The organism is Catenovulum agarivorans DS-2, from assembly GCF_000568405.1.
Taxonomy (GTDB): Bacteria; Pseudomonadota; Gammaproteobacteria; order Enterobacterales; family Alteromonadaceae; genus Catenovulum; species Catenovulum agarivorans_A.
This window is the reverse complement of sequence record NZ_ARZY01000033.1, coordinates 23,939-48,838: the sequence shown is the minus strand read 5'-3', so window position 1 is coordinate 48,838 and position 24,900 is coordinate 23,939. Positions and strand designations below refer to the sequence as shown.

At 40.4% G+C, this 24,900-nt stretch carries 21 protein-coding genes; 8 read left to right on the top strand and 13 right to left on the bottom strand.

Annotated elements, in window-relative coordinates; genetic code table 11:
• The 3 genes from DS2_RS15135 to DS2_RS15125 form a co-directional block, all read right to left on the bottom strand.
• On the bottom strand, nt 1-3,022 hold a 3,022-nt coding region (locus tag DS2_RS15135; RefSeq protein ID WP_035015670.1), incomplete at its 3' end, for a hypothetical protein.
• On the bottom strand, nt 3,012-3,392 hold the full coding sequence (locus DS2_RS15130; protein ID WP_035015669.1) for a hypothetical protein: 381 nt from the start codon (nt 3,390-3,392) through the stop codon (nt 3,012-3,014). The genes DS2_RS15135 and DS2_RS15130, both read right to left, overlap by 11 nt.
• Nucleotides 3,393-3,404: 12 nt before the next feature.
• Nucleotides 3,405-3,848 (bottom strand): hypothetical protein, encoded by a 444-nt coding sequence (locus DS2_RS15125; RefSeq protein ID WP_035015668.1) that lies wholly within the window; start codon nt 3,846-3,848, stop codon nt 3,405-3,407.
• Between the two features lie 588 nt (nt 3,849-4,436).
• Between DS2_RS15125 and DS2_RS15120 the strand changes: the two genes are divergently transcribed.
• A complete protein-coding gene (locus tag DS2_RS15120) occupies nt 4,437-5,087 on the top strand; it encodes a DUF4760 domain-containing protein (protein WP_035015667.1) in 651 nt (216 codons plus the stop codon).
• A 166-nt stretch (nt 5,088-5,253) separates the two neighbouring features.
• On the opposite strand, the gene DS2_RS15115 is transcribed toward DS2_RS15120, so the two are convergent.
• The 8 genes from DS2_RS15115 to DS2_RS15075 form a co-directional block, all read right to left on the bottom strand.
• Nucleotides 5,254-5,766 (bottom strand): dual specificity protein phosphatase family protein, encoded by a 513-nt coding sequence (locus DS2_RS15115; RefSeq protein ID WP_035015666.1) that lies wholly within the window; start codon nt 5,764-5,766, stop codon nt 5,254-5,256.
• A 33-nt stretch (nt 5,767-5,799) separates the two neighbouring features.
• Nucleotides 5,800-7,011 carry a sugar efflux transporter gene (locus DS2_RS15110; protein ID WP_035015665.1) on the bottom strand — a complete coding sequence of 404 codons (1,212 nt, stop codon included), beginning with the start codon at nt 7,009-7,011 and terminating at the stop codon, nt 5,800-5,802.
• Between the two features lie 97 nt (nt 7,012-7,108).
• Nucleotides 7,109-8,353, bottom strand: coding sequence for a diguanylate cyclase domain-containing protein (locus tag DS2_RS15105; protein ID WP_035015664.1), 1,245 nt, complete (start codon nt 8,351-8,353; stop codon nt 7,109-7,111).
• A gap of 12 nt (nt 8,354-8,365) precedes the next feature.
• Nucleotides 8,366-9,616 carry a diguanylate cyclase gene (locus DS2_RS15100; RefSeq protein ID WP_035015663.1) on the bottom strand — a complete coding sequence of 417 codons (1,251 nt, stop codon included), beginning with the start codon at nt 9,614-9,616 and terminating at the stop codon, nt 8,366-8,368.
• 8 nt (nt 9,617-9,624) lie between these two features.
• A complete protein-coding gene (gene uvrD / locus DS2_RS15095) occupies nt 9,625-11,790 on the bottom strand; it encodes a DNA helicase II (RefSeq protein WP_035015662.1) in 2,166 nt (721 codons plus the stop codon).
• 407 nt (nt 11,791-12,197) lie between these two features.
• Nucleotides 12,198-12,491 (bottom strand): HigA family addiction module antitoxin, encoded by a 294-nt coding sequence (locus tag DS2_RS15085; RefSeq protein WP_035015660.1) that lies wholly within the window; start codon nt 12,489-12,491, stop codon nt 12,198-12,200.
• Nucleotides 12,491-12,769 carry a type II toxin-antitoxin system RelE/ParE family toxin gene (locus tag DS2_RS15080; RefSeq protein ID WP_035015659.1) on the bottom strand — a complete coding sequence of 93 codons (279 nt, stop codon included), beginning with the start codon at nt 12,767-12,769 and terminating at the stop codon, nt 12,491-12,493. The genes DS2_RS15085 and DS2_RS15080 overlap by 1 nt, the downstream gene beginning before the upstream one ends.
• Before the next feature lie 302 nt (nt 12,770-13,071).
• Nucleotides 13,072-15,099 (bottom strand): NADPH-dependent 2,4-dienoyl-CoA reductase, encoded by a 2,028-nt coding sequence (locus DS2_RS15075; protein WP_035015658.1) that lies wholly within the window; start codon nt 15,097-15,099, stop codon nt 13,072-13,074.
• Between the two features lie 100 nt (nt 15,100-15,199).
• Here DS2_RS15075 and DS2_RS15070 point away from each other — a divergent pair, with 100 nt between their 5' ends.
• The 3 genes from DS2_RS15070 to dtd all read left to right on the top strand — a co-directional run bounded on the left by DS2_RS15070 (nt 15,200) and on the right by dtd (nt 17,577).
• Nucleotides 15,200-16,021: a YihY family inner membrane protein gene (locus tag DS2_RS15070; RefSeq protein WP_035015657.1), complete on the top strand. Its 822-nt coding sequence runs from the start codon at nt 15,200-15,202 to the stop codon at nt 16,019-16,021.
• Entirely contained in the window at nt 16,008-16,979 is a 972-nt protein-coding gene (pip, locus tag DS2_RS15065; RefSeq protein WP_035015656.1) for a prolyl aminopeptidase, read from the top strand. The genes DS2_RS15070 and pip overlap by 14 nt, the downstream gene beginning before the upstream one ends.
• Before the next feature lie 160 nt (nt 16,980-17,139).
• Complete coding sequence (gene dtd, locus DS2_RS15060; protein WP_035015655.1) at nt 17,140-17,577, top strand: D-aminoacyl-tRNA deacylase; 438 nt, start codon at nt 17,140-17,142, stop codon at nt 17,575-17,577.
• Here the strand turns inward: dtd and DS2_RS15055 are convergent.
• Complete coding sequence (locus tag DS2_RS15055; protein ID WP_035015654.1) at nt 17,574-18,260, bottom strand: alpha/beta hydrolase; 687 nt, start codon at nt 18,258-18,260, stop codon at nt 17,574-17,576. The two genes, dtd and DS2_RS15055, sit on opposite strands and share 4 nt — an antisense overlap.
• 122 nt (nt 18,261-18,382) lie before the next feature.
• The gene (gene cyaY, locus DS2_RS15050) at nt 18,383-18,715 is read right to left on the bottom strand and encodes an iron donor protein CyaY (protein WP_035015653.1); all 333 of its coding nucleotides are present in this window, start codon (nt 18,713-18,715) and stop codon (nt 18,383-18,385) included.
• A 70-nt stretch (nt 18,716-18,785) separates the two neighbouring features.
• On the opposite strand from cyaY, the gene lptM reads away from it, so the two are divergent.
• From lptM to DS2_RS20005, 4 genes are all read left to right on the top strand, one after another.
• The gene (lptM, locus tag DS2_RS21060; protein WP_152537622.1) at nt 18,786-18,929 is read left to right on the top strand and encodes an LPS translocon maturation chaperone LptM; all 144 of its coding nucleotides are present in this window, start codon (nt 18,786-18,788) and stop codon (nt 18,927-18,929) included.
• Between the two features lie 11 nt (nt 18,930-18,940).
• Nucleotides 18,941-20,191, top strand: coding sequence for a diaminopimelate decarboxylase (lysA, locus tag DS2_RS15045; protein WP_035015652.1), 1,251 nt, complete (start codon nt 18,941-18,943; stop codon nt 20,189-20,191).
• A gap of 149 nt (nt 20,192-20,340) precedes the next feature.
• Nucleotides 20,341-21,537: an ABC transporter substrate-binding protein gene (locus DS2_RS15040; RefSeq protein WP_035015651.1), complete on the top strand. Its 1,197-nt coding sequence runs from the start codon at nt 20,341-20,343 to the stop codon at nt 21,535-21,537.
• A gap of 86 nt (nt 21,538-21,623) precedes the next feature.
• Nucleotides 21,624-24,899, top strand: coding sequence for an ATP-binding protein (locus DS2_RS20005; RefSeq protein ID WP_051479922.1), 3,276 nt, complete (start codon nt 21,624-21,626; stop codon nt 24,897-24,899).
• The last annotated feature ends 1 nt before the right edge of the window (nt 24,900 follow it).

The following is a 24,900-nucleotide window of genomic DNA, read 5'->3' as shown; positions in this document are numbered from 1 at the left end:
TCTGATTATTTTTGGCATCGGTAGTTTTCTTGCGGTTGTTGTTAAGATATTCAATTGTAATTGTCTCGAGCCCACCTTTACGATTTTCTGAAATGCTTATTACCCGACCGAGCTCATCGTAATCTAAGTGCTGACCATTTTGCTCAAACTCATTAAATGATGGGTAAGATTCAAAATTTATTCGCCCGAATTTGTCGTAATCATAAACAGTATAGATTGGGTCTAACAAACCAGTTTCATCTGTCAATTGGTTTAACAACGTATTACCTAAGGTATCTTTGGTTGTTTCAATTGTTAGTTTGGGGGGCGTAGCACAATAAGTTTTATCTGATGATAATTTACATTTTTGCTGCTTGATAGTCGTTCCATCGCTGGAATCAATGTACGAAATTAAAGTGTCTTCCCAAAAACTATCAAGGTAATCAACATAAAGCTGTCTTCCTGCATTATCATAGCCGAAGTTAATTGTATTGCCTTTGAAATCAGTTATTTGTTTAATTTGACCAAACGAATCAACTACTTTGCTGGCGCCTATGATATTTGTTGAATTGACGTCATATTTTGAAATGGATTGCGCTGTGCCCAATTTATAATTTTCATACTTTTCAAACAAATAACTAGAGTCATTTGATGCTGTCTTGTTAAACAAAACTTTTTTCAGCGTTCCGTCGGAGTGGTATTCAGTATTTCGACTCTGCCAAACACCAAATTTTTTCTGCTCGTAAACTAAACCTTTTAAATCGTAAGCTGGGTTTCCGTCAATATCGCTATGGTATACAGTTGAACTGATAGCCTCTAAAGGTTTAGATAAATCATCTCGGATTAAAGTTCGGCTCGGCAAACTGACTAGCCACAGAGATGGGCCACTTATATATTCATAATTTTTAATGGTTTGCTTAATCATACCTGTGGCGTCATTTGAATCTAATATTTCGACGGGATTACCTAACGGGTCGGTTTCAGACACAAAACTGTAAAACTTGTTTTTCAATCCAGCATTACCATATTCATCTTGCTCGTTAGTAGTGATTGTTGTTTTTGCCCGAATGACTCGACTATTTGCAGTTTGCAAAAATGGATACCACGTAACATTGAAGCCATCATATTTGAACATGGTTCTGGGTTCAGTAATTGAACTTAGGTAGCTAATATTGTCGCTTACCAATGCATACTCATATTCTTCATGATATGACGGCTCGCCACCAGCCCAAAAATCAGCTCTATCGTAAACACTAGTGCTCATTAACTGGCCATTTAAGTCAACTATATAATCGAACCCTGGGTGATAACCGTCAATGTATGCATAAAGATTCGACGGTGGTACACACAACGAACGATATTCTCTTACTGATTCAGAATCGTCAACATATGTATACACCCACTGATACGTGTCTTTGTACCCGTCATACGGCTTGAAATCATCGTATGATGAATAAAAATTTTGCGTGTAATTTTTATCAGCATTTGCAACAGTTCGCTGTTTTATATAAGCACTTTTAATAGGGGGTGTATAAGGGTAATATGCTCCGCCTGATGAATGATTCGCAATTTCATTTAAATATTCATTGTTTGAAGACTCAATTTCATTCATAGGCCTGTAGTGTTCCACAGCCCCACTTGCAACCCATTGATAGAGCCCTATGTAACCTTCGATTTGCTCATTTTTTAGGTTTGTAAATTGGCTTTGGCAAACTGGGTTTTTTGTTCCGTTTACTTCATAATCGTAAGTTATTACTGTACCTGTAGGCGTTGTAACACTTTTAAGCTCTTCTGAATAACCTGGCTCATATTCACCATAGCCATTAGACCAAATACCATAGTAGCTGTATTCCCAGTACTGTCCATTTGGAAGCTTAACTTGCTTTAATGCTTTAGGGTTGTCTGGGTCATAAATATAGTTAATTCTTCTTTTTGCTTCAGTGGATGTGCTGTCGCCAGTATATTCAATATAGTCAAGCTTATTGTTGATATATGAAAGCTCAACCTCTCTGTTGTCACTTGCGTGAATACGTTCAAGTAATAAACCAGTTTCCCATTCAATAAAATTATTGGACAACCAATAGCGATCGTAGGGGTAGCTTCGGTCTATATCAAAAAATTTGGGATGAATTGATGAACCACTATTTTTTAACGTAGCGTAATTATGGCGCGCTAATCTTTTATAATCATAGTTAATTTTATTGCCATGAATATCAATAATATCAGTAACATAATAATCCATGAGTAAATAGGTCAGTTCGCCGTGCGGTGAATTTCCATAGAGTAAGTTACTTTCACCATCTACCCACAATGGACTGCTGCCACTGCTTACACCAAAAATATATTGAGTGCCTGAAGGTGACACAAGAACAGGAGATAAATAGCCTTGGGGATATTCAACACTCTGCTCTAAACCGTCAACCTTTGCTGTAGAAACAACTTCTTTACACAATAAAACCCAGTTATTTTCAAATGCCGCAATAAAATAGTCCGGATAAGGTATCGATGGATCTGCAGCCACCTGCTTAAATCCACTTACACCGGGAATATTTATACTTTGGATAAAAGAATACAGTGCTGGACTACCAAAATTAAAATTACAAGTTGGGTTTTGTTCATTGTAAACTTGACCACTATACCAATCTAGCTTGCGTTCTCGCATAGCATTTACTGCGTAAGCTGGTGCATTGAGAGTTGTATGGTCTAAAACCCCAATGGTTCGCCATTTTAAGTCAACTCGTATACGAGGAACGTCTAAATGCCATTTTTCTCCTACCATTTTTTTAACATATGCACTATGCACACGGGGTGAATAAGTCCGCCCTAATGAAATCGACAAACCATTTCCTGGTATGTATAGATCTTGGGTATGCCATGACAAAGTACGATCCCACGTACTAATACTTTCACCATTAGATAGGTCTAGTTCAATGTACTTTTCAGATTTAACTTCTTCTCGCTCCAATGAGTACACAAAAAATGATATTGAAGATAAACATAAAAACGTGATTAACTTACTAAATTTTAATATACTATTGAGCATGTTTTTTCCCCTTAAACTCAACAATTTTACGCTTAAGCTCCTTGCCGTTAGCAATTTTAAGCTCACGTTTATGTTTACGAGCTTTGCCATTACCCACTTTGTTCATTTGTTTTTTTTGGTATTTTTCGTATTCAGCAAAAAGCCTTTTAGCTGCAACTTTGTCTGATTTGTCTGATTTGTCTGCTTTTTTTTGTTTGGTGGATTGATCATCTTTATCTTTCAACTTTGAATGAATATTGTCTAAATCTGCCAACATTTCATTGTGAAAAGGTGTTTTTTTGAATGAATCTTTGGCAAAAGACGCACCGGCCAAACAAGGCAATATAAATAGCATTGCGAAAGTTACATTTTTTATGTTTACGTTGTTCATTATTTAAAAATCCTATTTAGATTCAGCAACCGCACTGCCTAATATGTCTGTATAAATGTATACAGTTTGTCTTTCAGGTTCAGGAGAAGGTGCAGGCTCGGGGGCGGGGACTGGATTTCCCACTGTAACAATAGCTTCATCGCTTAATTCATTATGGGTATTACCCATTGGATCCCAATATACATGCCTAAGGCGATACTTGTATTGGCCTTGTGGATAACTTACAGCATTATAAGTTCCTGATGCACTCACAGGGTATCCGCCAAGAGGATAAACCCAAGTTCCTTGGTTTGAGTTGTATTCTTCAAATATTATTAGTCCTGATTCAGATGTTGACCACGACACTGTGAAATTTCCATCATCATCTGATGATGGAGCCGTAGGGGCAGAAACTGCGTATATATCTAGTGAAGCTAAAGATAGAGCTAGCACTACAGGTTTAAGTACATTATTCACGTTCAATTCCTTGAATTGTTTGATTTTATAGTTGAACGACTGGCAATTTTCACACAACCAAAAACAACACTCAACAGTTAACAATATACACAAATCATTAAAACATAGGCATAACCAAGTTATTATAGCTTTACAGTAGCGCTTATCGGATGGAATATAACCTATTTCAGTAATGTTAATCTAGTAGGAAGAATAGACGTTGATATCAACTAGACCATTGGTATCACATCAGCTTTGTTAGGACGCGAGCAGAAATTTGAGTGATATTCGCAATTTAAGGCAACTGTAAAGTAATAGCTAAGGTACTTTTTGTGGTTAAAATACTTAAACGCCCATTACAATGTTACATTTATGTTATTTATTTTTATTCATTGTTGCACCTATAACTAAAAGTTATTAGAACTTCCCCAACTTCTGAATTAATATAATTACGTAGCAATTAGCTAAATGGCTACAACGAGAAGGAGCTAATGATGATTATTTTTAATTTTCTAATAAGCGAAGAAGACTGGGGATTTTAACCAGCATTAGTTTTTATAATTAAAGAGCCTTATGGCTCTTTTTTTGTTTATACTCAAGGATTTAAGGATGATTACAAAAATTCGCTATCGTTATATACTCCTAATATCTTGCTCCACTATATCTCTACTATCTTTCTTTGCTTACAAGTTAGGTAAAGATTTTTATGCACCCATGTGCGTTCTAATTTCAACCATTGCAGCCCTAACTGCTGCAACCATCACTATAAAATCAAACAAGCACGCTTTTACTGACACAAACTCTCTTAATTTCCAAAAATCACTACAAGATGATGAGGAGTACAAAGAAGCCATAAGCACTGTTTTCAAAATAATAAACAATCGTCACAATACTCCAATTCATTCATACATGGATCCTCGCTTTAACGGCTCTAAAGAAAGAAAACATATAATGTACGTTTTAAACACCTGGGAACGTGCAGGTAATGCTATTTTGCATGGCATTTATAATGAAAAATATCTATACGAAGTATACAAATCTATGGTGTTGGAAATAGGTTTGCAATTCCGAACACTAATATCAACAGTTCAAACTCAACGGAACAACCCAGACATTTATAAAAATTTTACATGGCTTACTTTAATGTGGACAATTCGTCGAGATTCTTTCGAATCAGAACAAACTAAAAAAGGGTTGGTTAAGGTATTTGAAGATTTAAACAGAATAAAATCTGGAAAAATTCCCAACTATTATAAATAGCAGTGTCGATACGCAAACAAACCAATGATAAATATTCAGTTGAACTCTATCAGCAAGGGCGAGGAGACTATATTTTCAATCTCCCCAAACAACACACTTTACACTAGTCAAAATTAAAACGCCCTTCGTCTACTATTACACTTGGTCGCTCAACTAAAAATCACGATCAGCTTTTTTTGGCCAGCGACTTCTCCAACTCATTCAAATACGCCACATGCGGTGGCAAGGTTAAACTATTCGGTCTAAGGGCTTTAATTGCCACACTTGCATCTGCCAGTGACCAACCGCGCTCTAACAGTATTTGTGCTGATACCAACCCCGTACGGCCGGTGCCGCCTTTACAATGCACGGCTATTTTTTTGTTATCGTCTAATAGCTTATGCACAGTATCTCTTGCTTGTTGCCAAGCGGATTGAAATGCTTGTTCTGGTGCTTGGTCATCGTGAATAGGTAGGTGAAACCATAAAATATCGTTTTGCTCGCACAAGTCTTTAATTGCGGTGACATCATTTTTTTCGAGTTCATATTGCTGCATAAAAGTGAGCACAGCACTGGCGCCTTCAGCTTTTAATTGTGCGATTGATTCAGCTAACGGTAAACCTTTGGTGCCTGGGCATGGCGTTATAATAATCGCGGCACCTTGATCATTTAAAGCTAATGGAAAAGTTGGGTGTGTCATTGTTCTTTTGACCTCTTAAAATAATGAGTAAACTTAAATAGCCTGAGTCGACAAAGTCAATTCCGCTGTTGTAGCACGAGTACGTTTAGTATTAAGCCAAACAAAAGCGCACAAGCATAATAGCGCTGAAAAAATGGCAACAAATGCGCCTAAATTAGCCAACCTAAATGACAAAAATTGACCAATAAAACCAGTTAATGTACTGCCTAACATTACACCAGTTTTTATCGCATTCGAATAGCATGCTGAGGTAAAACCGACACGCTGCGGTAATTCTTGCTGCAGTAAAGTAAGCGTTAGCCCTGCAAATAACCCATAAAAAATAGCATTGATAAATTGCAAACCTATGAATTGCCAAACCTGCTCTGCGAAATAAATCCCAACATAAAATACCATGGCAAAAACATAGGCTATCGCAACCAAGGTAGTTTTACTCACACGCCGACTAAGCCGGCTCGACAATAGCATCACGGGGATCTCTAAACAGGCAACCAAACCCATAAACAAACCTGGGGTATATTGCTCGAACCCAAGCTCTCGGATGGTGTATAGCGGCATTGATGATGAATACAAGGTATTAGCAACCGAGCCTAAAGTGACAGAAGCAGTTAATAACCAAAACGGCCAGCCTGCCGTTTGGGATTTATCTGCGTTTAAACTTGCATTATTTGCACGAATATCTGGAATAAATTTAAAAGCAAATATAGCAGCAATAAGGGCACAAACAGCAGACATATAAAAGGAGGCAAAAAAACCTAATGCTGATGCAAGTGCAAACCCGATCGCAGGGCCGGCCATCCATGCCAATGAAATAGCAGCACGTAGCTTGGCGTTAAACTGTGCAATATCAACTTTATTAGTCTGATTTGCCCACTGCCTAGAAACCGTCAACATTTGTGGTATTGCCGCATTACCCACAGCGACAAACGCAATGCCCGCGGCCAACACCAACCAAAATGAAGCAGCATTCGCATAAATAAACAAGCCTATCGCCATGGCCACAACTGAAAAAATATACATCTTGCGTGCACTCACACCTGTGTCGGCTTTTTTACCTAACCACTGGCTTATCAGCAAACCTGATACAGTTACACTAACAGTATACACACCAATAAATATAGGCTGAACATCGAGATCTTGTACTAGAAACAAGCTCATCAGCGGATATACGAACGAACCGATCAATCCAGTTAATACACTTAAAGAAATAAACAACCAAGGAGAGTTTTTAACCGCAGGTAACAACTTGCTACACCTTATACAACCAGCGTTGAAGATTAGACATGAGCTGATTTGCTCAAAAAAGAGGCGGTATTATAATGATTAATAGCTAACTGACAAGTTAGATTGATTGACCATACTGGACAACTTGATTACGGCCATGCTCTTTTGCAGCGTATAGCGCTTCGTCAGCTTGTTTTAACGCAGTCGATAAATCTTGTTGGCTAATTTCAACCAAGCCTATACTTGTTGTGACATTGAGTGATTGAGTTAACACTTTAAACTCAAAACTATCAAAGTGGTGGCACAAAAATTCAAAACGCCCCAATGCTTCATCAATGGATGTTTCAGGCAACAATACACAAAACTCTTCGCCACCTAATCGTGCGACTATACCATCTTTAAAATGAGCAGCCATACGCTGAGCGGCCTGAACCAAAATGATATCACCGGCTTCATGCCCGTAAGTATCGTTAATTGCTTTAAAATGGTCTAAATCGAGCAACGCTAATGCACTAGGTTTGTTTGCGGTTTTAAGCGCTTGGTTGGATAATTCAAAAAAACAGCGACGATTCTTAATTTTAGTTAAATAATCGTGATTTGCCGCAAATTCAATTTCTTCAATTTGCTCGATATACTCAAGATTTCGAAAAATCCGCGTGTAAAACTCCTCAGCGTCAAAAGGTTTATTCAAGGCGTCATTCGCCCCATTTTTTAAGAATCGGGCAGTTAACATTGCATTGTTGCTGCTCGAAATCGCAACTATCGCTATTTTTTCATGCGGGTGCTTCCGCCGGATTTTTGAGGTAAGTTCCACGCCCGACATATTTGGCATTTCATAGTCGGTTATCACAACCTTAATTTGTGGGGTTTCAGCCAATAGCGCCAGAGCATCTAATCCATCTACTGCCTCAATTACGGTAAAATTTTGTCGCTCTAACAAAGTACGTAAATACTTGCGCACAGACAATGAGTCGTCAACAACCAATATGTTGACTTGCATATTTCGTTTTAGTCGAGTGAGTAATTTTCCAACATAATCAAAGGAATGCACCGTTTCTTTTAAAATAAAGTCGACAACTGCCTTGGTCATCACTTTTTGACGGACTTGCTCATCAAGGCGGCCTGTTAACACAAAAGTAGGAATTTTCGCCGCAACCGTTTGGTCAATCGCTTCCCCGTGGTGTGCATCGGGCAAATGAAAATCAACACAAGCACAAAAGTATGCTTTGTCTTCAATCAGGCTTGCGGTTAAATCAGCCAAACTAGACATTACCTCGACTTCAAAACCAAGTTTCTGGGCTATTTTAGTCAGAATTTCTGCTGTTGTTTTGTGGTCTTCAACAATCAATACTCGGTTATTCATGCACTATCCTATTTATACGCCTTGGGTTGAATACAGGGTAAGCTGATTTCTTCCTTGGGTTTTACTTTGATATAAGGCTTGGTCGGCATATTGAATCACTTGTTCGATATTGTCTGGGGCACAGGCATAACCAATACTGATACTATAATGCGTCTCATAATTCCCACAGCGCACTAGCTGTTCGCCGACCCGCTCACGAAAAGCATCCAATAAATGACAATGGCTTTGCGCACTGCCATCTATAAACCAAACCACAAACTCTTCGCCTCCCATACGGCACAATATCTCTCGATCGAACTCTTGTTGTAATGACAGTGCTAAGTTCTGAATAACTTCATCACCCATGTCATGTCCAAATTCATCATTAATCTTTTTAAAGTGATCGATATCAATCATTGCAACTGCGTATTGACTACTTTCAATTTTGCCGCCTAACTGGTTTGCTTTATTAAAAAAGGCATAACGGTTATACAACCCAGTCATCGAATCTACATCGGCTAGCTGCTTTAGCTTAGCCATATGCTCAAGGTGTTCAATACTCTGATAAATTCGACAATAAAACTCTTCTAAACAGAAAGGTTTTTGTAAAAAGTCATTGGCACCGTTATGAATAAAACGAGCTGACAACGAAGTTGCCCCTCCACCCGATAGTCCGATAATACACACCGATTCTTTTGCATACGTTTTACGAACCTCGCTGACAAAACGCACCCCATTCATAACAGGCATTTCGTAATCGGTAATAATGAGTTGAGTATCAGGGTTGGCGGCCAATAAAGCTAACCCTTGTTGCCCATTTTCAGCTTCAATGACTTCATAAAGGTTACGCTCGAGCAAATTTCGTACATAGGAGCGAGTTGAAGCAGAATCATCGACCACCAATACCTTAAAATTAGGGTTGTGTTTAAATCGATGAAATTGCTTAGCTAAGTAAGCAAAAGCTTCAGAACTTTCTTTGGGGATATAATCAGAAACAGCTTTGCTGAGGATGTGATCGCGAATTTCGCTATCTAAATGGCCTGTCATTACAATGGCTGGAATGCCCTTTTTTATAACTTCATCAATGGCTTCACCATCTGGACCATCCGGTAAGCTGTAATCAACCGAGGCTAGATAAAAGTTATCTTCTTGCGCCAACACTTGTTTGCATTCAGCAAGTGTTTCAACAATAACGCTTTGATAACCAGCTTCTTTTGCGACATATTCAACCAATGTTGATATCGGCCGACTGTCTTCAACAATTAACAGCTTGTATTGTTCCAACTCTTACCTCAAATAACTTCTAAGCGCGCAAAAGCCACCACCAACCATTTACTGCCTACTTGGTCAAAGTTCACTTGAACGCGGCTATTCTGCCCACTGCCTTCGTAATTAAGAATAGTCCCTTCACCAAATTTTGCATGCATCACTCGTTGGCCAAGCTGTAAACCAGTTTGGTTAAAACTATCTTCCACTACGCTGGCACTAAAGCGACCTACTGCGGCTGGTCGACTAATTTGGCTATTTAACCGAATTTCGCTGACACAACCGGCCGGTATTTCACGAATAAACCGGCTGGGCGCATGATATTGATCTTTACCATAAATGCGACGCGATTCTGCATAAGTTAAATATAGCTGCTGTTTTGCCCTTGTCATGCCGACATAACACAATCTTCGTTCTTCTTCCATGCGGCCTGATTCTTCGGTGGTTTGTAAACTCGGAAACATGCCCTCTTCAACACCACCAATAAACACTAGTGGAAACTCCAAACCTTTGGCACTGTGTAAGGTCATCATTTGCACTGCATCTTGATTGCGCTCAGCTTGATTTTCGCCCGATTCCAGCGCTGCATGCGATAAAAACGCACTTAAATCAGATAACTCGGGTTCAGTATTTTCAAACTGGCGGCAAGCTGTTACCAATTCTTCTAAGTTTTCAATACGCGCTTGTGCTTTTTCGCCTTTTTCTGATTGATACATAAAGTGTAAACCAGAAGATTTAATTACCACATCACACTGACGGTATAAAACTAAGTCTTCAATTTCGTGTTCGAGTTCATTTATTTTGTTTACAAAGCTACGAACAGAATTGGCCGCACGCCCAGCTAATAATTTTTCTGCAATTAAATTCTCGGCTGCCTGCCACATGGTTTGTTGGTGTTCACGCGCATATTGGCGAATTTGCTGTAATGATTTTTCACCTATCCCACGCGTTGGTGTATTGATAATACGTTCAAATGCGGCATCGTCTTGACGGTTGTTCAACAAACGTAAATAGGCCAATGCATCTTTAATTTCTTGGCGTTCGAAGAAACGCAAACCGCCATAAATTCGATAAGGTATTTGTTCGGTAATTAATGCTTCTTCCAGCACACGTGATTGCGCGTTACTTCGATACAAAATGGCACTGTCTTTTAACGCATTGCCTTGTTCTAACCACTCTTTAATGCGACCAACAATAAATCTTGCTTCATCAAGTTCATTAAAAGCCGAATAAAGTTTGATTGGCTCACCATCACCAGCTTGTGTCCATAAGTTTTTGCCTAATCGACCTGAATTATGCGCAATAACCGCATTGGCGGCTTTCAAAATAGTACCGCTTGAACGATAGTTTTGTTCTAGGCGGATCATGTGCGCGTCTGGAAAATCGTCTAAAAAGCGTTGGATATTTTCCACTTTTGCACCACGCCAACCGTAGATAGATTGGTCATCATCACCCACTATACTGATAAAATTATCGGCATCGGCCAATAATCTTAACCATGCATATTGAATGCTGTTGGTATCTTGAAATTCGTCGACTAAAACATGTTTAAATCTTTGTTGGTAATGGCGCAACAAGTGTGGATGTTTTAGCCATAGTTCGTGCGCACGTAATAATAGCTCAGCAAAATCGACTAGCCCTGAGCGGTCGCAAGTTTCTTGATAAGCTTGATAAATGCGTTTGTAAATTTCGTCTTGTTGATTGCCCCAAGTTTCAATGTGATGCGGGCGTAAACCTTCATCCTTTTGCCCATTGATGTACCACATAGCTTGTTTTGGTGGCCATTTTTTTTCGTCTAAATCGAGTGCGCGGACTACGCGTTTTATTAAACGTAATTGGTCGTCTGCATCGAGTATTTGAAAACCCTCTGGCAAACCAGCATCAGCATAATGCAAGCGCAACATGCGGTGGGCCAATCCATGGAATGTGCCTATCCACATGCTTTGCACTGAGGTTTGCAATAAGTCTTCCACCCTGTGGCGCATTTCTGCCGCCGCTTTATTGGTAAAAGTTACCGCTAAAATTGAATGGGGCGAGATATTTTCGGCTTGTATTAGCCATGCTATCCGTTGCACTAGTACACGTGTTTTACCACTGCCGGCACCTGCAAGTAACAACATTGATTGTTGAGGCGCGGCAACTGCCTCACGCTGTTTGTCATTTAACCCATCAATTAAACCATGAATATCCATGCATTCGACCTTCGCATTTTTTAAAACTGCGCGCAGTATACTGGATAAACGGACAGTTCCCAAGTTTGGATTCATTGCCGCTGATAGCATGGTGCATTATATTCAAGTTATCAAACACACCTTACCAAAGGGTTTCGTCGCTGTCGCAATATTGGCTTGCTGCATGGATGATGGGCCGCCAAAATACTAAACAAATTGAAAGGAGCAGAACTCTGCACCGGGCTTGTGACGTGCAAGGATGCACTAATGCCGTGACTGCAGGATGCAGAAGAACGACCCAACAATAAGATTAAGTTGCGGCTTCGCGCAACATACCCTTATTTATTATATTTTCAAATCACCATAAACTTATAGTTTTTTGGTAATAAATGAGATGGTGGTCCATCTTCTGGTACTGCATATACACATTACGCTGCGGCGAAATTTATAGGGTGAACTTTGGTCAAATTAACGTTTTTTTTAGCTTGCCAAAGATTGTAATTGTCCTGCATAGATAGCCAACTTTCCGGACTTCTACCCAAAGCCTTAGACAATCTCAATGCCATTTCCGGAGTAATAGAACTCTGCCCTTTAAGGACTCTGTTAAGAGTCGAGGCTGAGACATCCAATTGTTTTGCGACAAATCTACAGCTGTAACCAAAAGGTTCCATATATACATCGGAAATAAATTCACCCGGATGCGGTGGATTATGCATAGCCATTAGTGATAATCCTCGTAGTTTAATATGTAGGCGTTACCATCTTTGAATTCAAATGTTACTCGCCAATTACCATTTACAGTTATTGACCAAATACCATCTCGATTACCTTTTAATTGGTGCAACTTAAATCCGGGTAAATCGATATCTTCAATAACTGAAGCGGTATCAATAGCGGCCAGTTGCATTCTCAAACGGCGTTCATGTTTAGCTTGAATTCCGACTTTACTTCCAGTCTCGAAGAACTTTTTCAAGCCTTTATGTTTAAATGTTTTGATCATTAGCAAAGTGTAGCGCGTTGCGCAACAAGTGTCCACTAAAAATAGTCATGGTAGAACGGCCTATTACTGAGCCGCCTCATACAGCTCTGGACGTGCCCTAATGTTAAAAATAACACCGCATCCGGCTCTTCGTTAATATCATTGCCCGTGTAAATCACAAGCCCCTAATACCAGCCTACTGTAATCACTCGTTTGCTAACCCTTGGTGGTTTTATTTGAAAATACAAATTAAGCTTCGAATAGGCTTGAATGCACTGTTCGAGCAGCGACACATTCACCAGCGACTCTCTTCAATAAACAACTTAAATAACATTGGCTATTTTTGCAGCTTGATAAATCGCTCTTTCAGCATCTAACTCCGCCGCTTTAGCTGCGCCACCAATAAAATGCACTTTCTGCTTTAACTGCACTATCCATGAAGGGATAACCGACTCCTGACCACTGCAAATCACAATATTATTCACCTCAAGCAGCCTAGTTTGCCCATACTGCTCAATTACTAAACCTTGCTGATTAATCTCTTGGTAACTCACACCCGACAACATATGCACTTTATGTTGCTGCAAATGCGCCTTATGGATCCACCCCGTGGTTTTCGCCAAGTTTTTACCAATAGGCTCAGCTTTGCGCTGCAACAAATAAATATCCGAATTTGCACTAACCTTGGGTTGAGTTAATCCGGCTGTATGTTCCAAGGTAAGATCTATGCCCCACTGCTGGCAATAAAGCTCGGCATCACTTTTGCTGCAGCTATCTTCCAAACTCAATTGCTCAGTTAAAAACACTGCCACATCAACACCAATGCCACCCGCACCAACAATCGCACTTGGCCCCATTAAACTCACGTTACCAGACAACACCTGTTGGTAATCAAATACTTTAGAGCCAATAAAATCCTCTAAACCTGGAATATCTGGGTACCTTGGTTGTACACCAGAAGCAACAATGACTTCATCAAAATGCGTTAAATGTTCCGCTGCGACATCGGTATGCAAATGAATATCAACATTGTGCTTCGCCAACATAGTTTTAAAATATCTAAGCAGTTGAGAAAACTCACTTTTACCCGGAATATTTTTAGCGAAGTTAACTTGGCCGCCAATTTCGCTGCGCTTTTCAAATAGACTGACCTTGTGGCCACGCAGTGAACAATAAACAGCAGCAGCCATACCAGCGACACCCGCACCAATCACAGCAACATTTTTAACAACCGCAGCTGGGTTAAATTTAAGTTCAGTTTCACGGCAAGCCACAGGGTTAACTAAACAACTGGCGGTGTGGCCTAAAAATACTTTATCTAAACAAGCTTGGTTACAGGCAATGCAGGTATTAATTTCATCTACTTTGCCATTTTGCGCTTTGTTCACCCAAGCACTGTCGGCTAAAAATGGCCGCGCCATGGAGATTAAATCAGCATGGCCGTCTTGCAGTATTTGTTCTGCGGTATCTGGCATATTAATGCGGTTAACCGCCACCACAGGAATATCTACATGCTGTTTGATTAACTGGCTCGCTTGGCTAAACACCGCATTTGGCACCATAGCAGCTATGGTTGGCACTCGCGCTTCATGCCAACCAATGCCAGTGTTAATAATATCTACACCTGCATCTTCTAACCATTTAGCCAGTTGTAAAACTTCCGTTTTATCGCTGCCCTGCTCAACCAAGTCAAGCACTGATAATCTAAACAAAATTACAAAGTTTTCAGCTAATTTGGCGCGAATGCCTTTTACAACCTCAAGCGCAAAGCGACAACGGTTTTCGAGGCTGCCACCCCATCTATCCGACCTATGGTTAGTGCGCTTGGCAATAAACTGATTGATTAAATAACCTTCCGAGCCCATGATTTCCACACCATCATAACCGGCTTGTTCAGCTAAAACCGCCGCGTTGATAAAATCTTTAATCTGTTGATTAATTTCTTTATCGGTTAGCGCTTTAGGTTTAAATGGGCTAATTGGCGCTTGAATAGCAGAAGGTGCAACAACATCAGGGTGAAAACCATATCGACCCGCATGTAACAACTGCATACAGACTTTGCCACCTGCCTTGTGCACAACTTGGGTTATTTGTTTATGCTGCTCAACATCCGCTTGGCTTGTCATCATGGCTTGTTTTGGCGCTAATACACCAGAGGCGTTAGGTGATATACCGCCGGTAACAATCAGTGCGACGTCATTTTCCGCTCTATGCCGGTAAAACTCAGCTAACGCATCAAATCCATCAGCCGACTCCTCAAGATTAGTGTGCATCGAACCCATAATAATACGGTTTTTTAATGTATGATGTTTTAATTTGAGCGGCTGAAATAATTGCGGAAATTGTGTCATTGGCTTAGCCTGTCATTTATATTAATCTCAAATAGTTATAGCACATGTAAGTGTGATATGGTCAACCTAAAACCATGTGTTTACTGCAAGGAAAAACATAATGCAAACACTCGGTCTATTCGTCGTTAGATATATAAAAAAATGCCAACAAGATGAAGTCACGATCATCTCTGGCAATTTAGCTTTTGTGACATTGCTCAGTTTTGTGCCTTTTGTCACTGTGATAATGAGTGTCATGAGTAATTTTGGCATTTTTGAACAGGCACAGGCTAGCATTGAAAGCTACCTACTACACCACTTTGTTCCAGAAGCCAGTGCCGAAGTGCAAAAGCACCTAGTAAAATTTATCAATAACTTAGGCGATGCCACTGGATTGAGCACAGCCGCATTATTTGTCGTCGCGGTGATGTTGCTAAAAAATATAGACAAAGAGCTTAATCGAATTTTTGTCACCAATAAAAAGCGCCCATTTTGGCAAGATTTAATTATCTACCTAATGGTGATTATCTTAGGCCCGGTGTTAATTGGTATCAGCTTATTGGCAACTAGTGCATTTTTAGCCATAGAGTGGATTCAACAAGTTGCGAGCTGGTTTCCTGGTAACATGCTAAACGCGGGGATCCCACTGGTTTTTTCATTCTTATATTTTTTGTTATTGTACCGACTAGTTCCAGCAAAACGGCCAAGTAGCCAAGTAGCCATGTTAGGCGCTGGGGTGACTGCAGTGCTATTTGAAATCTGTAAGTATGTATTTAGCTGGTATATTAGCGCTTTTCCAACCTATCAATTTATTTATGGTTCACTTGCGGCCATCCCAATTTTTTGTGTTTGGGTGTATTTTAATTGGTTGGTAGTATTACTTGGCGCAGAATTTACCTGCGTACTAGACGAATTAAAGGCCGAACAACATGCTTTATCCTGACATTCAACCAAATCAAACCTACCAACTCGATGTAGGCGATGGTCACTCAATTTATATAGAAGAATCAGGCAACCCAACGGGTTACCCCGTTGTTTATTGCCATGGCGGCCCAGGTGGAAGCACTAGTGGCTTTTTCCGCCGTTTTTTTGATCCAAATTATTATCGTATCGTGTTATTTGACCAACGCGGCTGTGGTCAGTCGACCCCTAGTTTATCGTTAACAAACAACACCACGGCCCATTTGTTGGCGGATATCGAACACATTCGTAAACACCTAAGTATAAAAAAAATGGTATTAGCCGGCGGCAGTTGGGGGACAACACTGGCGCTATTGTATGCACAACAGTATCCACAACATGTGTCGGCTATGTTGTTGCGAGGCATTTTTTTAGCACGTGAGCAAGATTTAAAATGGTTGTACGAACCTGATGGCGCAGCCCGTCTCTTCCCAGATTATTACCAAGAATTTATTCGTGCGGCCAATTTAGCAGATGATGAACCGATAACTCACCAACAATTAGCGGCAAGTTATTTGGCGCAGCTTACAAGCAGCAATCAATTTAGCCAAATAGCCGCAGCTAAACATTGGTGCAATTGGGAAAATAGGATATCAGTATTACATCATTTAGAATCGCGCGAAAACGTGGATGATATGCACGCCAATAAGACCATGGCACTTATGGAATGCCATTATTTTACCCAAGCCAGTTTTATTGAAGAAAATCAAATTTTGCAAAACATGGATAAGTTACAAAACATCCCCGCTACCATAATTCATGGGCGCTACGATGCTGTTTGTGATGTAAGCCAAGCTTGGCAATTAGCTGAAAAATGGCAAAATAGCCGCCTATATATAGTGCCAAACTCAGGTCACTCTTTAGGTGAACCTTTTATGGCTGAAGCATTTTTAAACGCAGCCAATAAAATTGCGCGTTTTTTACAAGAAAACACCAACTAAGATAGTTCCAACGACCAATATACCTGGCAGTGTTGGAGTGATAATTTAGCGCAAAGTCTCTTTTTCAGGGATGAAAAAGCGAAGCGTATAAGGATGTATTTACAGCGTCTTTGTGAAAATTATCACTCCGACGCAGTCGCAATACATGAGTTAACCACAAATGATCGCATTATTACAAAGAGTTAGCCAAGCTAGCGTAACAGTTAACAACCAAGTTATATCCAACATCAACCAAGGTATTTTAGTCTTACTTGGCGTTGAAAAAGGGGATGACGAAGCCAAAGCCAAACGTTTAGCTGAACGAGTTGCCGGTTATCGAATATTTGAAGATGAAAATGGTAAAACCAATTTAAGTGTTAAAGATGTGGCTGGTGAAATTTTGGTGGTGTCGCAATTTACTTTGGCGGCAGATACCAAAAAAGGTATGCGTCCAAGTTTTTCCAATGCAGCGGCGCCTGATTTGGCTAACCAGTTATATTTATATTTTGCCCAACAAATCGAGCTACAGGGAATCAGGGTGCAAACTGGCCAATTCCAGGCTGACATGAAAGTCAGCCTAACTAACGATGGTCCGATGACATTTAGGCTAGAAATTTAAGCAGGCGACTTGCTGGTTAATACCGCTTGCAACCATTTAGAAATTTCCCCTATTTGTTCAGCACATACATTGTGCTGCATCGGGTAATCTTGCCAAGTTACCTCAAAGCCTGCTTGCTTAATAACTTCAGCTGATTGTTTACCAAGCGCCACAGGAATAATTTCGTCATTAACACCATGCATAGCCAACACCGGCGCTGTCTTGGCAGCTTCAGTTGCCTCTGCTGCTAATTTAGTTGGCATAGATAAATACGCTGACAAAGATAAAATACCAGCAGGCGCTTCAGGCTGTCGGCAGCCCAAATGATAAGCCATTACCCCACCTTGTGAAAAACCAGCAATTACCAGTTTATCATGGGTTAAATTGTGTTTAGCTAATTCACTATCAATCAGCGCTTGTAGTTGCTCTGCCGACGTAAGCACACCTTTTTCATCGGCGCGATTATTCATATCAAATGAAACTATGTCGTACCAACCACGCATCGGCAAACCATTATTAATGGTAATTGGCCTAACAGGCGCATGTGGAAATACAAACCGAATTCCAAGGTTGTCAGGCAAGTTAAGTTCCGGTACCAATGGGGCAAAACCGTGACCCGAGTCACCTAGGCCATGCATCCATACAACTAATGATTTTACTTCCCCTTGTGGGTTTACATCAATGTACGAGAGCTGCTCTGTCATAAATTCTCCGTTGTCTTTCTCGTTTTGCCCGCTAACAAAAAGGGCGAAGATACATCTTCACCCTTGGGTTAAATTTGGCTAGGTCTATTTTCTAACATTATTTTGTTTAATAAACCAGCAATTTAACGGTTAAAAGTAACTTTTGTTCCGGCTTGTTTTGAAACAGCTTCTTCAATAAAGTGCCAGAACTCGTCGCCAAAACGTTCATCAATCCATTGTCCATCTTGGTAGTTAAAATGATAACCGTTATATTTAGTGGCAACCCACAATTGCAACAAAGGCTCTTGTGTATTCAAAATAATTTTACTGCGATCGGCAAATTCTATATCTAACTTGCCACCAAAATTTTCATAATCTATATCGAGATCATCTTCGATTTCTTCGAGCTTTTGCTCAATTTGCAGTAGAATGTCGTCAACGAGTTGGTGATATTGAGTTTCAGTTAATTGGCTCATGTCTTTCACTTGATTTTCTAACAATGAATGCGATTATACCCGCATTCGAACAAAGAATTTAAGAATTGTGATGAGATTTAAAACTTTTTCTGCGCTAGTTTGCTGTATTTTCCTTGTAACTGCCTGTGGGCAGCGAGGTCCACTAACAATGCCAAAGCCTGCAGATAAAAATGCTCAAACACACAATACCCAACAAAATGCTACAAAACAATAGGTTGAATCAGCGTGGATTTTTTTAATTACAAACAAGACCAATTATTTGCAGAAGATGTAAATGTTGCCGACATAGCTGCCCAGTTTAACACTCCGGCATACATATACTCGCGCGCGGCAATTGAACGCCATTGGCAAGCTTTTGACACAGCAGCAGGTGAACACCCTCACTTAGTCTGTTATGCGGTAAAAGCAAACTCAAACTTAGGTGTGCTCAATGTTATGGCACGCTTAGGCTCAGGTTTCGACATTGTTTCAGGCGGTGAACTGGCCCGTGTTATCGAAGCTGGCGGTGATCCTGCCAAAGTTGTTTTTTCTGGTGTTGGTAAAACAGAAGCTGAAATAGAATACGCATTAGAGGCTGGCATCTATTGTTTCAATGTTGAATCTGAACCCGAGCTTGATCGCATCAACAAAGTAGCCGCCGAGCTGGATAAACAAGCGCCAATTTCGATTCGGGTAAATCCAGATGTAGATGCCAAAACTCATCCGTATATTTCAACTGGTTTAAAAGCGAATAAGTTTGGTATTGAACGAGAGCGTGCCCTCGAAGTGTACAAATATGCAGCTTCGTTGTCGCACCTCAATGTACAAGGGATCGACTGCCATATCGGCTCTCAATTAACCGAAATTCAACCGTTTATCGATGCACTTGATAAAGTTTTAGCCCTAATTGATGAGTTAAAAGCAGCAGGTATTGCAATTAGCCACTTAGATGTCGGTGGTGGTTTAGGTGTAACTTATGCCGATGAAAAACCACCTGCAACTGAAGAGTATGTTGCAGCATTAAAAGCTAAATTGACCGACCGAGCTGATTTAAAACTCATTTTTGAGCCGGGCCGTTCAATAATGGCCAATGCTGGGATTTTGATCACCAAAGTAGAATTTATCAAAAATGGCGAAGAGAAAAATTTCGCGATTGTTGATGCGGCAATGAATGATTTAATCCGCCCGAGTTTATATTCAGCTTGGCAAAATATTGTGCCTGTCGATGCAAGCTTAACGCGCGAAGCTGCGGTTTATGATGTGGTTGGGCCGATCTGCGAAACAGGCGACTTCTTGGGTAAAGACCGAAAACTCCCAATAGCCGCAGGCGACCTACTTGCCGTACGATCTAGCGGTGCTTATGGGTTTACTATGGCCTCAAACTACAACTCGCGAGTACGTGCCGTTGAAATTATGGTAGATGGCAACAAACCTTATGTGGTGCGCGAGCGCGAACAATTAACCGATTTGTGGAAAGGCGAACAACTCCTTCCTTAATCAAGTCATCAAGACCGACGAAGTCGTCATTGGATGACTTCGCTTTGCCGTATAAAAGAATTTGTTATTTTCATCTCCTCACCTGTCAATCGTTAAACGGTAGACTATACTTAGTCACATCGAACCTGTTAGCAAATAAACTATCCTAAATGCAAAAATTTGTTATGGGCTTGCTAGGGCTCACTTTTTATCTGTCACCAGTTAATGCTGACGAACTTTTTATTGGCCTAGACGCTGACTTATCCGCCGTTTCAGCAGAAGGTGGTATCGCAATTCAACGCGGCGCAGAGCTTGCAATTGATGAAATCAACCAACAAGGCGGTCTATTAGGTAAATCACTCAAGTTAATTTCTAAAGACCATCGTGGAAACCCTGCGCGAGGAAAACGCAATATTGAGCAGTTCGCAAAAATAAACAACCTACTAGCAGTTCTTGGAGGCATTCACACCCCAGTTGCCATGACAGAACTGCCTGTCATTCACAAACATAAAGTGATTTATTTAGCGCCTTGGGCTGCTGGCACGCCCATTGTTGACAACGGTTATTCACCCAATTACGTTTTTCGAGTTTCACTGCGTGATCAAGATGCCGCAATAGTGTTGTTGAAACATGCAAAACAACACAAGCTAACTCAAGTCGCTTTGATGCTGGAACATACAAGTTGGGGACGTTCGAATAAGTTGTCGTTAGAACAAGCCGCCAGAGCGCTCGACATTCACATCACGCATATCGAGTGGTTCAACTGGCGCGATTCGGAACTACACAACAAGGTCGCGAATGCATTAGCTACGCAGCCACAAGCAATGATTTTAGTTTCCAACGCACCAGAAGGGGCTGAAATAGTAAAAGCCATGCATCGCCTGCCAAAGAGTATGCATAAACCCATTATTTCCCATTGGGGTATTACGTCTGGTCATTTTGTAGAATCAGTTGGATTAGAAATATTGCGCCAAGCAGATATTCGCGTCATTCAAACTTTTTCATTTTTTAACGCACACAACCAGCAATTGGCAAAACAAGTGCTCCAACAATATAACCAGAAATATCAAACAAACTATACAGCCCACGCTATACCATCGGCTGTTGGGGTAGCCCATGCGTATGACTTAGTACACTTGTTAGCCACAGCGGTCAAACAAGCACAATCGACCGACAGAGCGGTCATTCGAGATGCACTTGAAAAACTCCCTGAATATCATGGACTGGTTAAAAATTATCAGCGCGCTTTTACTCCAACTCGGCATGACGCGCTAACACCAGAAGATTACCGAATGTTAACCTTTGATATGTTGGGTAACTTAACAAATATTCCCAGTTCAGTGCACGCTGCTAAACTTATCGAGTAAGGTGTGAATTGACTAGCATGGACCAAAATAATACGCCGACCCTACACCAATACATAACCCGTAAAACCCTACCTAAGGTTTTGACAATGTTAGTTGTTGTCAGTTTTTTGGTCGTTGTTTACGCCCAAAGGTTAGTTGAACACGAAATTCAGGACCATCAGCAAGAAATAGCCGAACAATTTAGCCACATATTGACAAAAACCACCAATACTCTGAAAGCTGAAGTCGAGAATCTCGCGCAAAATGACTTAATCATTAACAGTTTAATCGATGTCGAAGGACGGCGGCAGTATATTGAATTGCTATTTAATTCTTTCGTATTTGCAGGGATCCAGAACAGTCAGTTAAGCCTGTTAGATTTTGAAGGGCAAATAATTACCAACAACCAAGCTACACGTCCATTGCTTAACCGTGCACAATGGTTTGACAAAGTTTTACAAAACGGCAAAACGTATCAGCAACTGACCAGCCAAGGCTGGATATTCGTTGCGCCAATTCGATATGGGCAGCTACCTGAAGGCGCAATTTATGCGCATATTCCATTGCAACAAGTGCAACCTTTGCTTGAAATCAACTTGCTCAAAACAGAGATAGTTTACACCGACCAACAAAATAACATCTTGTTTAAATCAGCCTCTATTCCCCAATCAAACAACCAATTTAAGCTAGCACAACTAGAAGAATACAAGTATTTACTACAACCATTTGATGACCTCAGCACAATCTATATTTTGCAAAAAACTGAATATGCCTATCAACAAGTTATTATGTTCATTATCGTATTAATTGTTGCACTTGTTGGGCTCGTTATTGCCACCACTTATAGCATCAGTTTAGCCGCAAACTTTGCGTCACAAACTTTGCACCAGTTTGTTAACGCAATTGAAGGCCACGACCGAAAAAACACACCATCAACTAACTTACACCAAGGCCCACAATTATACGAAATGACGCAATTGCGTAATCAATTTGATGGCTTACTTGAAGAATTATTTGCAACCAATGTATCTAAAGAACAATTCCAGAGTGTTATCAACTCAATAGCAGAGTCTTTAGCGGTATTTGACCTGAACGGCCGTTGTTTATTGCACAACAACACTTTTGACGAATTTAAAAATAAAGTACTTGATAACGGCATACCGACAATCAATATCATAGAAAAAGAGCATAGAGCAGCGGTATTTAATCTAGAAAGTGACCAATACGAATTCGAAAGTTTGTACCACTTACCTGACGAATATAACAATTATCAGCAAACTTTCATTCATTGGCATCGAACGCGCTACTTAACCTCTGATGGTCAATTAGCTGGTATTGTTTTGGTGGGAATAGATATCACCCTGCAAAAAAGTATCGACCGAGAACTTCGTATACGCGACCGCGCAATCGAAACGGCCCCCTCAGGTATAATAATTGTAGACGCGAGCATTGTGCATCAACCCATTATTTACGTTAACCCAGCTTTTGAACATATTACAGGCTACGGAAAAAATGAGGTGCTGGGTAAAAACTGCAAGTTCTTGCAAGGTGAAAAATCTGATAAACGCATCATTCAACAAATCAGCCAAGCGATCCGTTCTGAGCAAGCTATTTCAACCACAATTATAAATTACACCAAGCAGGGTAAAGAGTTTTACAATCAACTCTCTATTACACCTGTTTTTGACAGCCACAATAAACTCACACACTTTCTTGGCATACAAAATGATGTCACCAATCAAATTCTAGCTGAAAATAAACTTAAAACAGCTGTTAAACAACGAGAACAAGCGTTAGAAAAAGCACAAGAATCAGCACGACTAAAATCGGCATTTTTAGCCAGTATGTCGCATGAAATTAGAACGCCGATGAATGGTGTGCTTGGGATGTTAAACATTCTCCAAAGCACAGATTTAAGTTCACGCCAACAACACTATGCCAAACTCGCACAACACAGTGCCAATTCTTTATTAGTGTTAATTAACGACATACTAGACTTTTCCAAAATTGAAGCGGGCAAAATAGATATAGAAACAGTGCCAACCAATATTCAGGAGTTAATAGAAAATGTTGCCCAGACCTATTCTATAAAAGCCTTTGAAAAAGGCTTAGCGCTCTTAGTCGACACGACTGAGTTGGAGCAAATTCAAATATTAACTGACCCAACTCGTTTCCGACAAATTCTCACCAATTTGGTTGGCAATGCAATCAAATTTACTGAACAAGGCTCAGTCACTATCAGTGCAAATAGCCAGTTGTTGCCAACAACACAACAAATACGCTTGCAAGTCAATGTGCAAGATACTGGTATTGGCATAGACTCAAACAAATTTGATTCTCTGTTTTCCGCGTTTACGCAAGTAGACACCTCAACCACTCGAAAATTTGGTGGCACTGGACTCGGCTTGGCCATTAGCAAACAACTGGCCAATCTATTACATGGCGATATTGCTGTAACAAGCGAATATAACAAAGGCAGTACATTTAGCATAAATATAGACTGCGGGCCCGTACCAGTGGCGCAAAACTTTCCTTTAGAGGCAAAACAATCACTGCAACAGTCAGTTATTTTAATCGGTGAAGAAAACGCTTATAAACACTACCTAGAAAAGCAGCTGCGCCCTTTGGTTCGGGTAACCCATAACCTGCACACCACAGTTGAGCTAGCAACGGCGAAGTTTGAAGATGTAGAGGCAATTGTATTCACCGATTTAATGACCGCAGCTATTAGCGCCGCGAACCTTGAAAGCGAAATAGACCAGTACGCCAAACAGTGTGCCTGTTTGGTTATACATCCGGTCAACTATTCAAACGAAGAACTAAAAGAACTGATTGCACCGAATATAAAACTGTTGTCTTATCCAATTACCACGTTAGAGCTAATCCACACCTTTACCAACTTATCTACACATCATGCTCAAAACAAACACGCTTTATCTACTACAGATACTCAACTAAATATCAAATTTAACCGCGTGCTGTTAGTAGAAGACAACGAGATAAACCAATTAGTGGCGCAAACCTTGTTAGCCCCTTACACCGAGCAGTTAGACACAGCTAATGATGGCTTAGAAGCGCTCGATATACTAGTGGCTTCAGCACAATCTGGCATGCGCTATGATTTAATATTAATGGACTGTCAAATGCCACATCTAGATGGCTATCAAACAACGCAAAGAGTCAGGCAAGGCGACTGTGGTGAACACAATAAAAATATTCCAATCATAGCAATGACAGCCAATGCAATGAAAGGTGATAAAGAAAAATGTTTGGCAGCCGGCATGGACGATTATTTGGTCAAACCCATCAATAAACAACTGTTAGAGCAAACTCTTAAACATTGGTATCAATCAGCCAATTTGCTTGAAAAATCGACAAACTAGG